At 41.3% G+C, this 17,103-nt stretch carries 7 protein-coding genes; 4 read left to right on the top strand and 3 right to left on the bottom strand.

What is annotated here, in order from left to right:
- The first annotated feature begins 3 nt into the window (after positions 1 to 3).
- The 3 genes from IPO83_13175 to IPO83_13165 all read left to right on the top strand — a co-directional run bounded on the left by IPO83_13175 (position 4) and on the right by IPO83_13165 (position 8,417).
- Positions 4 to 2,199, top strand: a complete 2,196-nt coding sequence (locus IPO83_13175; GenBank protein ID MBK9732210.1) for a sulfatase-like hydrolase/transferase — start codon at positions 4 to 6, stop codon at positions 2,197 to 2,199.
- Positions 2,200 to 2,541: 342 nt separating this feature from the next.
- Positions 2,542 to 5,301: an SBBP repeat-containing protein gene (locus IPO83_13170; GenBank protein MBK9732209.1), complete on the top strand. Its 2,760-nt coding sequence runs from the start codon at positions 2,542 to 2,544 to the stop codon at positions 5,299 to 5,301.
- Positions 5,302 to 5,561: 260 nt separating this feature from the next.
- Positions 5,562 to 8,417: a T9SS type A sorting domain-containing protein gene (locus tag IPO83_13165; GenBank protein MBK9732208.1), complete on the top strand. Its 2,856-nt coding sequence runs from the start codon at positions 5,562 to 5,564 to the stop codon at positions 8,415 to 8,417.
- 53 nt (positions 8,418 to 8,470) lie between these two features.
- Here the strand turns inward: IPO83_13165 and IPO83_13160 are convergent, their stop codons facing one another.
- From IPO83_13160 to IPO83_13150, 3 genes are all read right to left on the bottom strand, one after another.
- Complete coding sequence (locus IPO83_13160) at positions 8,471 to 9,727, bottom strand: cation:proton antiporter (GenBank protein ID MBK9732207.1); 1,257 nt, start codon at positions 9,725 to 9,727, stop codon at positions 8,471 to 8,473.
- 223 nt (positions 9,728 to 9,950) lie between these two features.
- Positions 9,951 to 12,431 carry a T9SS type A sorting domain-containing protein gene (locus tag IPO83_13155; GenBank protein MBK9732206.1) on the bottom strand — a complete coding sequence of 827 codons (2,481 nt, stop codon included), beginning with the start codon at positions 12,429 to 12,431 and terminating at the stop codon, positions 9,951 to 9,953.
- A 76-nt stretch (positions 12,432 to 12,507) separates the two neighbouring features.
- Positions 12,508 to 15,006, bottom strand: a complete 2,499-nt coding sequence (locus tag IPO83_13150; GenBank protein MBK9732205.1) for a T9SS type A sorting domain-containing protein — start codon at positions 15,004 to 15,006, stop codon at positions 12,508 to 12,510.
- A gap of 368 nt (positions 15,007 to 15,374) precedes the next feature.
- Between IPO83_13150 and IPO83_13145 the strand changes: the two genes are divergently transcribed.
- Entirely contained in the window at positions 15,375 to 16,988 is a 1,614-nt protein-coding gene (locus IPO83_13145) for a T9SS type A sorting domain-containing protein (protein MBK9732204.1), read from the top strand.
- The last annotated feature ends 115 nt before the right edge of the window (positions 16,989 to 17,103 follow it).

The following is a 17,103-nucleotide window of genomic DNA, read 5'->3' as shown; positions in this document are numbered from 1 at the left end:
CCCATGAAATTTCTTTTACCGGTCTTCTTCTTTTTTTACACTTTTCAATCCCTGGCTACCTGTACACTTCCTGCACCTAAAGGTTTTAAATCCAATGAAATCGCCAGTTGCCAGTTTACAGTGAAATGGAAACAGGTAACCGGTGCTTCAGCTTATCACCTTCAGTATAAAGCGGTGAGTTCCTCCAACTGGATTGCATTGAATTCAATCGGCAACGTTACAGCTTACACCATTTCAGGTCTGGCTGCGAATACTTCCTATAATGTGAAGGTGGCGGCGGTTTGCGCTTCCAATGAAGAAGGCACTTTCAGTTCAACAATTACTGTAGCGACCACCACTTGTTCGATACCAAATGATCTTGCTGTATCCGGTATTCTCCCGACCAGCGCTACTGTTACGTGGAACGCTTTGTGCGGGGCGACAAATTTTTCTTTGCGCTATCGAAAAACCGGAACTTCAGGTTGGACTACTATTTCAAATATTTCATCACCGAGTTATCAATTATCCGGATTGACACCGGCCACTGCTTACCAGGTGCGAGTTCGTGCCAAGTGTGGTCCAAATCCTTCTGATTATTCAACTATAGTAAATTTCTCCACGCCGGCGGCTACACCTCCTTCCAGAAAAAATGTTTTGCTGGTAATTATTGATGATGCACGGTTTGATTCTTACCAGGCAACCGGTGGACCAGTTTGGTTTCATGATACTGCCATGTCGCGCGTTGCAAATGAAGGGGCTAATTTTGAATTGAGTTTTCCGGCACAGTCGCAATGTGCCCCAAGCAGGGCTTCCATCACCAGCGGACTTTATCCCCACCTTCATGGCGTAACCGATAACCCTACGCAGGTTAACGCAGATACCATTACACAAATCACATTGCCTCAAATACTGCATGACAACGGTTACTATACTGGCCTTATAGGAAAGTACCATATATCCAAACATCCACAACCGGGCTATGATTTCTGGATGGAAATGCATGGAAATGATTATACAGACGCGCAATATAATCTAAACGGCATTCCCACAGTAATTCCAGGTCATGCCACTGATGTAGTATCTGACAGTGCAATTGGCTTTTTGAAAAAAGTGCCGCCAAATCAGCCCTTCTATTTATGGCTTGCTTATATGGCACCTCACACTCCCCTAACACCACGCCCAGAAGACAATGGAATGTTTGATGATGAAATAATGCCCTCACCCCTAAGCCCTGATAAATACACACAGAATTATCCCGGGTTCATTTATAACTGCCATGCTGCGCCTAACCTCGCTGGACTTGAAGATTTCTATCGCAGTTATTTTGAATTGCTGAATGGCGTTGATGTAACGCTAGGCGGCGTATTCAATGAACTCAAAACATTAGGATTGATGGATAGTACGCTCATTATTTTTATGAGCGACAACGGATATATGATCGGAGAACATAAACTTTCTGAAAAACAAATGTCCTACGAAGAATCGATAAAGATTCCCATTTTCATGCGTTATCCGGGACTTATTCCTGCAGGAACCAAAGTGAGCAATAACATGGCAATGAATATTGACATTGCGCCTACCATCCTTGACTTTGCAGGCATCGAAGATACCTTTGGAATGCAGGGAGTATCGTTATTAAAAATGATGAACCACACCGTGGAACGAAAAGAAATGCTGTATGAGTTTTTTAATAAAGACTGCCTGCCTGACATCCGTTCAGTACGTTCATTGGATTATAAATACGTGAAATACAATTGCTCTCAGGTAACTGAAGAATTGTTTGATCTCCATATTGATCCGCTCGAAACAATTAACCATGTTAATGATCCGGGTTATGCAACCATATTGCAGCAATACAGGGACAAACTCACCTATTGGCGTAACTATTATCTCGATTTTACCTGGGATTCCCTGTACTCCTGCAGTCTCACGAATCCGCAACGGCTTTCACATGAGCCCGGAAGCCCGCTGACTTTATTAACTGTATTCCCGAATCCTTCCACCACGGATATAACCATACATTTCATCTCGTCAGAAAAAGCGCCCGTAACGCTCCGGATCATGAATACAGCCGGTGTAGTGATTTACGAAAAAGTATATAATGATGCTTCCTCGGAATTTACTGAAACGCTTGATGTGAAGACATTGCCAGCCGGTAATTATTTCACCATAGTACAGCAGGATAAACAGGCTTATCAACAAACCTTTACTGTTCAATAAAGTGTTAGGTTTTTAAAAGTAACTGAATAACCGTCTGATAATCAACAATAAATTGTTGTATATCATGTGCTGAGAGCCTGCCCGATTTTTATTTTGTAATAAAATGAAAGACCTGTAATGATGAAAAAACGAAATCATATGAAAGGATTTTCTGGTAAGTTCGTTTGCACAATCATCACTTAAGGCGTAAATTCGCTTCCTTTTGAAAAAGGCACTTTTTTTGTCTATGCGGATTTTTTTAACTAATAACTTAAACCAATTCCTGTGAAAAACTTTACCCTAAGTGTAATATGCTGCCTCAGTTTTGCCCTAGCCTACGCTCAGCAAAAACCTGAAAACCTAATGGGATCATTTAATGAGAAAGGATTCCTTGAAAATAAAGGCCAGGTAAAAAACACATCGGGGAAGATAAACGATAAAGTAAAGTTTATTTACAGCCGTGATTTGTTTAACCTTGAGTTGAAGCAAGGTGGTTTTAGTTACGAACTCTTTCAGGCAGTTCCTGCAGGCGACAATATGGATGAAGCGGGATTTGCAACAGAAGACAAGGATAACTCAGGATCTGCTCTTCGCATCGCAAGTTCTGTCCGCATTGATGTGTCACTTGAAGGTGCCGATAAAAACGCGACCATAGAGGCTTCAGATGCCACCGGCGCTTACTTCAATTATTATTATGCGCCTGTTAAAACAAACCGTATCGAACGGGTGAAGGCATTCAATACCATCACTTATCACAATATTTATCCGGGTATTGATCTCATATTCACCGCTCCAAACGATGAAAAAGATACACCACTTCATTACGATTTTGTGCTACAGCCAGGGGCAGATCCAAATATGATTGACCTGAAATACAGTGGCAATCATGCATTAACCATCAATGATAAAGGTGCCGTTCAGCTTAATACAGCCATAGGTTATGTAGAAGAGGGTAAGCCTGTTTCCTTTTTAAAAACCGGGGGGAAAGAAGTTTATTCTGCGTATGCAATCGAAAAAAATCATGTGAAATACACGATTGGCGAATATGATAAAACTCAAACGCTGATCATTGATCCGACTCTGATGTGGGGAACTTATTATGGAGGTGAAAAAATTGAAGATGCCGCTAAAGTTGTGCTGGATAAAAAGAAGTCGCCCATCATCAGTGGTAATACTACCAGTATTTCCAATATCGCATCGGCAGGCGCGTTTCAAACGGTTTATGGTGGAGACCCTTCTGATCTTTTCGTAGCCAAATTTAAAACCAATGGCAAATTGGAGTGGGCATCTTACTTCGGTGGCAATTCAAAGGATTTAGGATATGGAGCTTGCACGGATAAATCTAATAATGTCATTTTATATGGAAAAGCAGTAAGCGATGGACTCGCTACTATAGGGCAAATGGACAGCAAAGGTTCTGGCGACGGGATTATAGCGAAGTTTACTTCGGCAGGTATCTTTCTTTGGAGCACCTACAAAGGATCTGCGAATGACGACCACTACCGGAATGTTATTACCGACAACAAAGGGAATTTGTATTGCGCTGGTTATACAGAAAGCAAAGTGGGTATTGCAACACCTGGAGCTTACCAGGAAGTATTCGGAGGCTCGGGGGATTGTCTTTTTTCCAAATTTACGCCAGACGGAGTTGAACTCTGGACAACTTATTTCGGAGCGCTGGGTTCTGACCGTTTTCATGCTATCAATTTCGATATCTATAACCGCGTTTTGTTAGAGGGTACTACAGGGAGCACTACAGATATGACAACAACCGGTGTTCACCAAACCACTTTTGGAGGAGGAGATGAGGATGTATTGCTTGCAGTATTTGATACAAGTGGTCAGCGCATCTGGAGCACCTATTTCGGTGGAGAATATTCTGATCGTGGCAGAGGTGTGGAATCAGATATTGAGGGTAATATTTATATCACCGGGCTTACAGAAAGTACAATGGGTATTGCAACACCGGGTGCTCACCAGGAGACCTGGACACCCGCTTATGATGGCACCACCAGATTAGAAGATGGATACTTAGCCAAATTCACAACAACAGGCCAGCGAGTATGGGGAACTTATTACGGTGGAAGTGATTACGATCGCATCTGGGGAATGACTCTTGACAGAAATGCTCATGCTATTTATGTAGCGGGCGGAACAAAAAGTCTTGATTCTATTGCCTCGCCTAATGCCTGGCAACAGAACAAGGTATCGGGTGCAGATGGTTTTTTTGCGCGTTGGGATTATAACGGGAAACTGATTTGGGGCAGTTACATTGGCAGTAACTCCGAAGAGCATATTCAGGATATAGAGCAGGATGCAGATGGCTTTATTTATTTACTTGGAGTTACAAGTAATAACCGGATGCCGGTTACGACGGGTGTTTATCAAACCGAAAGCAATGGTAATGATGAGGTCATTCTATACCGATTTTATGCAGGACTCGATTGTTACGATTACAATGAACCCAATAATACATTTTCCACCGCAAAACAAGTCCAGGGCTGGCTTCCTGCTGATACCATTTTTTATGGTTTCACCGGAGGCATTGTAAATGGAGTTGATCAGGATTTTTTTAAAACAAAACCAAAAGATTTAGGATCGAATTTTATGTTTATACTTTCTGATAAGCCAGCCAGTTACAATCTGAAACTTTACAACTCACAGCAGGTATTGCTGCAAAGTTCCAATAATCCTGTTGGCGTTAATGATACCATTGTTTACAATAATGCCCCAGGTAGCTTTTGCTATATTAAAATCGGTCATAATAATTCGACGTTTGACTCACTCAATTGCTACCGGCTTAAGATTTATCAAAGCACGAATATGTTTCCAAAGCTCTCAGGAAACTACTTTGAAACCGACAAGCCGGAACTGTTAACACTCACCGTTTTTCCTAATCCTGCTGATGCGCAACTTTCATTCAGTTTGACCTCACCTTCTTCCGGAAACAGTACGCTAATCATTTATGACCTGCTTGGACGTATAATGAGTACAAAAGAAATTGCACTCACAGAAGGCTACCAATCACTTCAAATTCCTTTAGCCGGTCTGCCCAAAGGAAGTTACAAATTGCTTCTTAAATCAAATGAAAAAAATTGGGTTGCAGGTTTCATAAAACAATAAAAGCAATCGCCTCATAGCCTGTATTTAATAAACTAACAATAATGTATGGTAGCGGCCTGCCAGTAGCTATCATTGATTTTTAATGATGAGGGCGTAAATACGAAAGGTTTACCCTATCATTATTTAAATGTCAGGTACAATTGCAAAAGAGGAAGAGCTATAAGCCAACAATTTCGATCCATTAATAAGTGTAATTTTAGCGTAATATCTTGTAGGGATATTTCAAAAAGCAAGATTTTAATACAGAAAAAACTACTGCAATGACAAAAACAACTGCACTAATTTTCATTTTCATTTTCAGCTATCTTGGAGTAACAGCCCAGGAAACATGGCTGGCATCCACTCAACAACTGTTGAATTTTGTAGAGAATAAAGGTCAGGTAGTAGATCAAAAAGGAAATTCCAACAGCAGTGTCCGGTTTATTTTTGCCGACAGGTACTTTAATCTCCAGCTTAAAGAAAGTGGATTCAGCTACGAGCTCTTCGAAGAAAAATTGCCGCAAAACCTGACAGAATCAGGTTTAAAAAATACATTGCCGATGGAGTCAGAGGACTTTGAACAAAAAGAAGGCAACCTGCAATCAAACCGCATCGACGTAAAAGTTGTTGGAGCAAATGCTCACCCTCAAATCCTCGGAGAGTCATCAACAGGAACAGTGCTTAATTTTTACACTTCGAACTGTACTTCTGAAGGAATAACCGGAGTTCAAAGTTTTGAGAAAGTAAGATATAAAAACATCTATCCTGGGGTCGACCTCGTTTTTTCTGCCCCGGACAAAAGCACAGGCACAACTTTGAAATATGAATGGATCGTTAGTCCGGGTGCGGATGCCTCGAAAATCAGCTTGCTATATGAAGGTGCTACTGCAATGATTCCGGTTCCCGGAGAGGGTTTTAAGTTATTAACCCGATCCGGCATAATTGAAGAAAGCAAAGTAATTGCTTTCACTGCTGCAAATGAATTACCGGTGCCTGCTGCATACCATTTCGATAAAAATAAAATAAGCTATAAAATAGAGCGCGATTACACCAATACGATCGTAATTGATCCCAATATTTTATGGACTTCTTATTTTGGAGGCAACCTTTCAGAAGACATTAACAATGGAGAACTCGCAGTAGATAAGCAATCAAAAGTGATTGTTGCGGGCAGTACGCTCAGCACGCTTCAGGTTGCAAGCACTGGCGCTTACCAGACCACTTATGGTGGAGGCTATCACGATGCTTTTGTTGCCAAATTCACTACCGTGGGCAAATTATCATGGGCAACTTATTACGGTTCGTCAGGTAAAGATGAAGGGCATGCAGTAGCTACTGATGCGGATAACAATATTTACCTCGGCGGACTAACAACCAGCCAAAATGGTATCAGTACGCCTGGTACTTACCAGGCTTCATTAGCCGGAGGACAGGATGCTTTTTTGGTAAAATTTAATGATTCCGGTATCAGGCAATGGGCCACCTACTTTGGTGGTTCTATCCAGGATGAAATACTTGATTTGGATTGCGATAAAAAGGGCAATATTTATTTTTCAGGATACACGGTAAGTCCGGATAAAATCGCAACTCCGGGTGCACACCAGGCAGCAATGAATAATCCGGGTGGAAACAATGGAGATGCTTTTTTAGGAAAGTTTACATCTGCAGGTGTCCTAAAATGGGCTTCTTATTTCAGCGGGCCTGCGCAGGACCGTGCACATGGAATTTGCGTTGGAAAAAATGGTGATTTATATATAGAAGGAACCTGCGAAAGTGAAACAGAATTTGCAACTGCCGGCGTTCATCAATCCGTGTATGGTGGTGGTGGAACTGATGTTTTTATTGCAAAGTGGGATACCTCCGGAAATTTTTATTGGTGCAGTTATCTGGGTGGAATAAATGAAGACCATGGACGTGGTGTTAAAACAGATAATGCCGGTAATGCCTATATAATCGGATGGTCGGCAAGCCCGTCAGGAATGGCTTCAACGGGTGCTTTGCAGGAACATTGGTATGAGGCTTATGATAATGACGGTGCCCTGAAGTATGATGGATTTCTTGCAAAATTTCACCCTGATGGCAGCAGAGAGTGGGGAACTTATTACGGAGGAAATGGAAAAGACCAGTTATTTACACTGGCAGTAGATGATGATAATGATTTCGTTTATTGCGGTGGTTTAACTTCAAGCCTTAATAATATCAGCACAACCGGCTCCTATCAGCCAGCTTATGGTGGCACCACAGATGGCTTTATAGGAAAATTTTCATTTACCGGTGCCAGAATCTGGGGCAGCTATTTTGGAGTAGAAGACAATGAAGAATTGCATGGAATGGGACTTGATAAAAATGGATTCCTTGACCTTTTATTATCTACCACAGGAAATAATTTTTCTGCGACCCCGGGTGTTTATCAGACAACAAACAATGGCGCTAACGAAACGATTGTGACCCGTTTGAATGTTGCTGATGCATGCTATGATAAGTATGAACCAAATAACACTAATGCAACTGCGATGCTGATCAAGACATTTGATGATGCAAATCTTTGGGGTTATACCGCCGCTATTTCATCCGCTGCAGATTTCGATTGGTATAAATTAAAGCTGTCATCACCTACCAATTTAAAATTGGTGCTTACCGACCTAATGGCTGACTACGATCTGAAATTATATAAGTCGAATGGCCAGTTACTTTTTTCATCAGTGAATGCCGGAACGGTGGATGAAACAATAATTTATAACAGCGCGCCTAAAGGAAATTATGTTTTGGAAATTTCTCATACTGCTGCATCATTCGATGCGAATAACTGCTATAGAATTCTTCCCATAACCAACGCTTCACCGTGGTTTATGAAAGAAGGTCAGGAATTATTGCAAGCGCCGGTTTCGCTGCAGGCAATGGTTTATCCAAATCCTGCAGCCGGTCAAATTTCTCTTAAGCTCTCCACCGTAACACCAACAGAAGTAAAAATTACTGTTTACAATTTATTACATCAGCCGGTTTATTCCACTCAATTGGAGGTAAATGAAACTACACAGCCATTACAAATTCCTGCAGAGCACTTTGTTCCTGGGTTGTATTTGGTGGAAATTCTGGAGGGTGATTCGAAAACAATGCTGAAGGTGATGCTTCAATAGGGGTTGTTGTTGCTGCATTAATTAATTTATATTCCTATCGCAGGAGGAAATCCTTAATTGAGTGGATACAAACGATTGTGCCTGTTTAGATAATAACGCATCGAAGGACCAGCGATAAGTATCGTTACAAAGGTCATCACGACCAAACCAACAAACACCTTTTCATTTATGATTCCTGCCTGAAGTGCAAGGATTCCGAGCACAATTTCCATTGAGCCCCGGGCATTCATTGCGAAGCCTACCGCAATCGCTTTATTTGTTTTGAACCCGCTTAAGCGTGCTCCGATAAACCCGCCAATCAACTTACCCAAACATGCAATCGACAGCACAAAAATGCAAATGAAAACATCGAAATCTTTAATGAAATTAACGCGCAATCCAATGGAAACAAAAAACAGCGGGGCTAAAAGATTAGAAACAAATTCATGTAACATATCTTTTGCTTTACGACTGAAATTCCGGGAATCACCCACTGCTACACCAGTTAAAAAAGCGCCGAATATTGCATGAATTCCTACCCATTCTGTAAAGATGGCACCGAGCAGGCATAACATAATGGCTAAAGCCAATGAAGCCCCGGGACCTTTAAGTTCTCGTGAAGCAAATTCAAAAAGTTTGTCAATTGCCCTTCGTCCTTCTGTTAATAGAATAATGGTAAAAATCATCACCAATAAAATGGTCTGCCATAAGCCCATGCCTTCCTCTTGTAAATCACCCAGGCTTATTACTACCGTGAATAACATCCAACCTGCAAAATCATTGATCATGGCAGCCGTTAACAAGAGACTTCCGAATCGTGACCTTCCTAACTCAAGATCAAACAGAATTTTTGCCAGCACAGATAAAGCTGTTATTGATAACGCAGTTCCCATAAACATAGCAGGCACCAACTTGTCAGCATGACCATTACTTAAAAAATGATCAAAGAAAATCCAGGTGCCTGCAAATCCGGCAGCAAAGGGAAATACAATGCTTGATAAGCTGATCTTAGCTGCTGCTTTCCCTCTTTTCAATACATCATGTAAGTGCACTTCCATTCCCGCAACAAAAAGAAACAAAATGATAGCGATACGGGAAATGCCATCAAATGCAAATTGTGCATTTGCAGATGAAAAAAATAGCTCATGAAAAAAGGAAGGAAACAAATTACCTAAGACGGAGGGACCCACTAATAAACCTGCAATCAATTCCCCCATTACAGCCGGTTGTTTCCATTTCCTGAATAACTCACCAAATCCTCTGCCGAGTAATAATAAAGTGGTGATAATAATAAGATAGGATAAAAAATCATGCGTTGAATTGGAAGCCATAACCTGAATCTTAAAATTTCAGCGGGGAGTGAAGCGATCCATTAAAAGGTAAACGGCGGACAAGGTAATTTTCTTTCTTAGAATTGTAATCTGAACTCATGATTCTTCGATGATTTTTCAGCTTAGAAATTCCTTTAGGTCGAATAACGAAAGCCATTTTTTTGTCCCTGAAAAAGAAAAGGTGGCATTGCGCCACCTTTTCAGACTTAAAATAATGAATTTGTTATTTCACTACAATCATCTTCTTAGTTGAAAATTGCTTTTCATTGTTTGCAATCACCACTTCATAAATGCCCGGAATGAGGGAAAGATTTTTTACAATCACCTGTTGTGAGGCAACACTCAATTCTTTTGCATAAACCTGTTTGCCCAGCAGATCAAAAATCTTTAAAGTGGCATCTTCGGAAATCCGGTAAGTCATAGAAAAACTGCCCTGGTTAGGATTCGGATAAATTTCCATGCCATTGCTTGCCTGGGGTTCGTTTGCCGAAACTTCCACTCCTACCTGTATCTTAAGCAAAAAACCATCGTCAAACCCACCAAATATTTCCTGTGCAACACCAGGTGTGCTGATACCTTCACTTTCTGCTGTTCCAACCAAAAACATGTTTACATCTTCATTGTCCACAGCAAGGGCAAGGGTACTTTCTCTTTCCGGACCGCCGTAATAGCTGCCCCAGATCCGGTTACCCGCAGAATCAAACTTTTCTATAAACATATCATCTTTACCGCCATACGTAGGTTGAAAACCATCTGGTGTTCCTACAATGGTAGGAGAATTTGTAGTACCTGCGAGATAAGGATCATTTCCGATCATGGTAACGGCACGGCCGCGGTCTTCAGCACCATCGCCCACATATGTTGACCAGACCGGATAACCATTCGTACTCCATTTCATTATTACTGCGTCATGAGAAGGCTCGCCTTGTCCATCATATCCCTGGCTCCATTCAGGTTGAAAAGTACCCGGTGTGGAAACACCGGTGTCACTCGCGCTATATCCAATAAAATAGACAAACTCACCTAATGGATCAACTCTCACGCCCCTTCCACGATCTTCAAATTCACCGCCCCAATAAGAGCACCATTTTAATCCACCGGTTGGGCTGTATTTAGCCAATAAATAATCCTGTCCCCCAGAATTATGATCGCGATACGCATTTTTCTTTATACCAAACTTGCTTCCTGTGCTTCCATTGATGTATATATTACCACTTGGATCAGCATCCACACTTCTGCCATGATCTTCGCTCTCGCCACCTAAAAATGTTCCCCATAACAATTGGCCGTCAAATGTCCATTTACTCAAACACAAATCGGAATTGCCATTATTTAAGGGCTGCCATGCATCAATTGTAGCAATACCACTATCACTGTTTGAATAACCCACCATAATAATATTTCCATCATGGTCCATCTTCAGTCTCCGGATAATATCCTCGTCCTCTCCCCCATAATAAGTAGCCCAAACCCTGTGTCCCGAAGGATCAAAATAGGCGAGAAGACCATCTTCCACACCTGCAAAAATTTCCTGGTGCATGCCATTTCCAAGTGTCACAATTCCATCAGGACTTGTAGTATGCGCGCCTAAATAAATATACTCCTCGTCATTTACAATACATGCTCTTGCCCTGTCGAGGCCTGAACCTCCATAGTAAGTTCCCCAGATACGCACTCCATTCGGATCATATTTTTCAATGTAAATATCAATATCCCCGATTTTTTCTGTTTGATAAGCTCCAGTAGTTGCAATATTATCAGAGCTATAGGTACGGCCTGTAATGATTACATGATCCTCACTGTCAACTGCCAAACCGCGGGCTTCATCGCTTTCCAACCCTCCGGCATAAGTAGCCCATACAAGCGTAGGGTCAATTACAAGGGACTGCTTCACATCATAATGCGGGACATTAAAGCTGATAAAATCATTTTCCTTTTTAAAAGACACACTTACCGGTAATACTTTCATACCCTGTGCATTTTGAAGGTAAGATTCCGGAATCATTTCAAAAATACGTCCCCGTTCATTGGAGGTTTCCAATGTGCCGTTGTCGTATATTTCCTGATTGTTTGCACCTTGATAACGGTAGCGGATTTCATTTACATTTCCGCCCGGATGCACCACAAAGTCATAGGCAAGCGCCCGAACAGGATATTGATCCGGGCTTGCAATCATTACCAGGTCAATGTTGTCATAAAGATTTTTATAAGTGATTTTATTGTATTGCTTTACATCTGTCAAGCCACTTTGTGGTGTATAAGACAGATAGTAATTAAGATAGTCAGGCAACATTTCTTCGGCAACAATTTCAGGATGCTCATTGGCTCCGGAAAATTGCAGATCTATTCTGCTGCTTTTGTAATGAAAATCAGGAAGCGGTGCATCTTCAGGATCAAGATTATGTGATGCAGCATAACCCTGAGCTTCAGATATGCTCTGTGGGTCAGCTTCAATGGTAAATAAGTCGAAGCTGATGGTATTCGGCTTCAACTGCACCTTGATGCCCGGACGGATATACATATACAGCAGGTCTTCTCTTTCTTTGCCATTTTGATCATGAAACTGTCCTTTGTTTTCAATAAATCCCAGCGTTCCATTTAACGGAGTCTTTTGTGGTGTTTGCGCGGCTACGACATTTAATCCGAGAAAGAAAACTATCAGAATGTGGAGCGTAACGTACTGTTTTTGTATTCCCTTTTTCATTGGTAAAAATGATTTTGAATTAAGAAAAAATAAAAATTTAATGATTTGGAACAGGAAATTTCTCTTTGATCAACAATTATTTGATAACTATGAAATTTCTGCTCGCAAGTTCCTTGCCATTCACAGTTATCCTGCAAGTATAAATTCCCGGCACAGCGTTAATATCTGTAACCGCTATTTTTTCATCTGCAACATTTAACGGTTTTGAGTAAATCATAGCCCCCTTGATATTATAGATGCTGAGAGTGCCTTGTTCCGTCAAATGATATTTCATTGAGAAAGATCCATTATTCGGATCAGGGTAAATATTTAAAGCTGTTTCACTTGCAGGTGTTGTCAGACCAGTGACTGTGTCAACTTGTATTTTAACGAGATACGCGTCTTCGTAACCGCCATACACCACTTGCGCGACTCCGGGTGTTGCAATATCAATACTGGACGTTGTTCCCACCTGATAAATATGTGTATGAGATTTATCCACCGCCAATGCAAGTGTACTCTCACTGCCTTCTTCCCCAATATAGGAACCCCAGACTCTGTTACCATTCGGATCAAAGTGTTCAATAAACATATCATCATTTCCACCGAAAACAGGTTGAAAACCATTTGGAGTTGACATTACCGTAGCATTCGAAGTAGTACCCGCAATATAAACTTCATGTCCAATCATGGTAATGGCACGTCCGCGGTCATCCTTGGGTCCTCCAATGAAGGTTGACCAGATCGGATAACCATTCGTACTCCATTTCATTAATACCGCATCATGGAAAGGTTCACCTGTATTATCATATCCCTCACTCCAATCCGGTTGAAACGCACCCGGTAAGGTTACTCCATCAGCGCTGGCGCTGTATCCGGTAAAATATACGAATTCACCATCCTTGTCAACATATACTCCTCTGCCACGGTCTTCCACTTCACCACCCCAATACGTGCTCCATTTACAGTTACCATCTTTAGTAAATTTGGCCAGCAGATAATCCTGACCACCTGCACTGGAATCCTTGAATGCGTTTTTCTTAATACCAAATTTACTTCCGGTGCTTCCGTTAACATAAATATTATCTGCATCATCAGAAGCAACACTTCTTCCATGATCTTCGTTTTCGCCACCGAGATAAGTGCCCCAGATACGGTGCCCTGTAGTGTCCCATTTAATAAGTATCAGATCAGAGTTCCCGTGCCAATCCGGCTGATAGACACCTGAAGTTGTAATGCCGGAATCACTTTCTGAATAACCAACGAGGATGATATTTCCATCAATATCGAATTTCAGACGTCGTACTACTTCTGTTCCGGTACCACCAAAATACGTAGCCCACTTTCTAAATCCATCTTTAGTAAAGTAACCAAGCACACCATCATCACCATCGCCGCCTGCAAACTGATCTCTGAAAATATAATTCCCATTGTCAGGATCGCCTGCTGCAATACCGTCCGGACTGTCTGTATGACTTCCAAAATAGAGATTATCGTATTTGTCTGCAATTACACCGCGGATATGGTCTGTTTTTGAACCGCCCCAATAAGTGCCCCACAACCGAACGCAATCAGTGGTATATTTTTCGATCTGCATATCTACATCCCCCAGCAATTCTGTTTGAAATGCACCATCAGTGGAAATGCCATCTGAACTATAAGTACGACCTACCAGGATCACATTATCCTCACTATCAACACATACTCCTCGTCCTTCCTCACTATATAAACCGCCCGAATAGGTTCCCCAAATAACGACAGGATCTATCACAAGAGATTGCTTTTTATCATAAGCGCCTACTTCAAAAGAGATTATGTCTTTATGCTTTGCAAATGAAACTTCAACCGGCATCAATTTGATACCGTTTTTATTCTGCAAAAATGATTCAGGTATCATCTCAAACATGCGGCCTGTCGCATTAGCGGTAGCCATCGTACCATTATCATAAAATACACGATCATCAGCACCCTGGTAACGATAGCGGATATCTTTTACATTGCCGCCCGGATGAACAACAAAATCGTATGCCAGCGCCTGGTCAGGGTACTGATCAGGACTGGCAATCATCACCAGGTCAATGTTATTGTATAAATTTTTATAAGTAACCTTGTTATAAAGTTTAACATCCTTTATGCCTTCTTTCGGTGTAAATGCCAGGTAGTAATTGAGATAATCTGATTTCATCTCTTCAGCCACCACCTGCGGGTTTGGATTAGCGCCGATGAATTCAACATCAATACGATTGCTTTTATACCGGATGTTTGGAATGGGGCGATCTTCGGGATCCAGTGAATGATCCAGCGTATATGCATCAGATTCCTTTACACTTTGAGGATCTTCCTCCATCGTGTACATTTCAAAACTGATGGAAGAAGGAAGTAGTTGCACCTTCATGCCTTTGTTAATATACATGTAAAGCAAATCCTCGCGAACCTTACCATCCTGGTTGCGGAATTGTCCTTTGTTTTCAATAAATCCAATGGCACCTTTAAGCGGCAAACGTTCTGCCTTTTGTGCGCTGATATTTAAGGCAGCCAATAAAAGAAATACAACAGCAATAACTGATTTAGTGAGTGTAGTTACACGTATTTTCATACCTACTTTTTATTGGTTTAAGTTTGCGAAGTTATTGTATTCAGCTAAATTGATTATTTAAAGTTTCTTAACAAGCTGTTAATAAACGACGCAAAAGTAAGCCATTTGTTGTAGAGAACAATACACGTATATAACAGGTAAAATGGAATATTTTGAAGTGTTATTTTACTTTAGAAATTAAATGATAAATAAATGTGCGTTATCCATATAATGAAGGAAAGTTAATTTTGCGGCTGCAAGATAAATTTCACGGAGGTGTTGTTACTCAACTCAACTTACATTTAACTGAATTGAAAAGCTTGGTGTATTTTCGTAGCCATTTCAGCGTATTCAATAACAAAACAAGGCCACTTTAAAAAAATCAGCAAATGAAGTTTTTGTTCAATAAAATTCATAGCCGGGGTATGTTTTTACCCGTGTCATTCATCTTCGCGATTTCTATTTTCCTGGTAAATATTTGCAGGGCACAGGCACCTGATATCACCTGGTCTAAAACATTTGGCGGTCCGGGCAATGATGTAATGCAGGATATTTATCCCACTTCCGATGGAAATTTTATCATGTTGGGTCTGACTGATTCAACCGGCGGTGACGTAACCTGCACTATCAAAGGAAAGCATGACTCCTGGGTGATCAAGATGGCACCTGACAGCACCATCATCTGGCAAAAATGTTTTGGCGGATCATTAGAAGAAGGGAATCCCAATTCAAAAATTATTCAGACCAGTGATGGCGGTTATCTTTTTCAGACAGAAAGCTGGTCTGATGATTTTGATGTGACAGGACACCATAACGACAGCGATGCCTGGACCGTAAAACTTGATGAAAACGGCAACAAAGTCTGGGCTCATTCCTTTGGCGGTACCGATTTCGACACGCCGCGTTTTATGCTCGAACTTCCGGGGCACAAATACCTGCTCATGTCGCGTACCACTTCACACAATGGAGATGTTCCGGCTAATAGCTATCCTGATTTTTTCAACTCATGGGTATTTGTGGTGGATAAAGATGGCAACATCATACGAAACAACATCTATGGCGGCTCAGGCGATGATGATTTATATAAGGCCATACTCCGGCCCGATGGCACACTGGCGATGTTCGGCCTTACCAGCTCCACGGATGGAGATCTTGCAGGCCTGAATACACAAGGTATTGACGGTTGGATGCTGACAACTGATACGATGGGCAATGTGATTTCAAGCAAAGTTTACGGCCATCAAAATGAAGAAGATATTCTGGATGTTTTTCCAACTGCTGATGGAGGCTTCATTACATTTGGTGATACAGAAGATCCTACTGTTGCGGTAGAAAATGGTTTTTGGCATGGTGACTTTGATTATTGGGCCATGAAGCTGGACGGCAGCGGCAATGTTCAGTGGCAAGGCATTTATGGTGGATTGAAAAGAGAACAATTGCATAGGGGTGCGATATCATCTTACGATGGCGGCTATTTTCTGAGCGGATCAACCCTTTCTACAGATGGTGACATTTTGAATGAAGATAATAAGGCCAGGGAATATTGCCTGATGCGAATCAGTGCTGAAGGCGCCTTTTTATGGAGTGTGGCCATTGGCGGAAGTCAGCCTGAATATTGCTATTCAATGCTCGATGGTGGCATTGTGGTAGGTGGAGCGTATTCAAATGACGGCGATGTTACCGGCCTTCAGGGCGATGCTGATGGATGGGTTGTAAAATTCGATATTCAGACCGTAATAGATGAAATGGAATCACCAAAAGGACTTACCATTTTTCCAAACCCTTCCGGCAACTTTATTCATGTTGATTTATCTGCCATTGCCAATCCGTCAACCATCGAAATAAAAAATAATTTTGGACAAACTGTTTATTCGGTGAATGCAGTCCGTCAGGAATTGGATATAGATGTACACAACTGGAATTCCGGTAACTATTATGTGGTGATTACCACTTCCTCAGGAAAAATCCGCCAATATGTAAAGTCATTTGAAGTGGCTAAATAATTAGCGGACAAACGACTTTGCAATACTTGATTATAAATGCCTGCAGTCAGAAAATAATATTGCGATATACTAATTGCAGGTATAAAACATTTTAAGGCTAAATAAATTAACTCCT

The sequence above is a fragment of the Chitinophagaceae bacterium genome (genome assembly GCA_016717285.1).
Classification (GTDB): Bacteria; Bacteroidota; Bacteroidia; order Chitinophagales; family UBA10324; genus JACCZZ01.
The sequence above is the reverse complement of the archived record's forward strand: the minus strand, read 5'-3'. Positions and strand labels throughout refer to the sequence as shown.

Coding starts and splice junctions, on each gene's coding strand:
- IPO83_13175 (MBK9732210.1), top strand. CDS start 4: ATGAAATTTCTTTTACCGGTCTTCTTCTTTTTTTACACTTTTCAATCC.
- IPO83_13170 (MBK9732209.1), top strand. CDS start 2,542: ATGGGATCATTTAATGAGAAAGGATTCCTTGAAAATAAAGGCCAGGTA.
- IPO83_13165 (MBK9732208.1), top strand. CDS start 5,562: ATGACAAAAACAACTGCACTAATTTTCATTTTCATTTTCAGCTATCTT.
- IPO83_13160 (MBK9732207.1), bottom strand. CDS start 9,727: ATGGCTTCCAATTCAACGCATGATTTTTTATCCTATCTTATTATTATC.
- IPO83_13155 (MBK9732206.1), bottom strand. CDS start 12,431: ATGAAAAAGGGAATACAAAAACAGTACGTTACGCTCCACATTCTGATA.
- IPO83_13150 (MBK9732205.1), bottom strand. CDS start 15,006: ATGAAAATACGTGTAACTACACTCACTAAATCAGTTATTGCTGTTGTA.
- IPO83_13145 (MBK9732204.1), top strand. CDS start 15,375: ATGAAGTTTTTGTTCAATAAAATTCATAGCCGGGGTATGTTTTTACCC.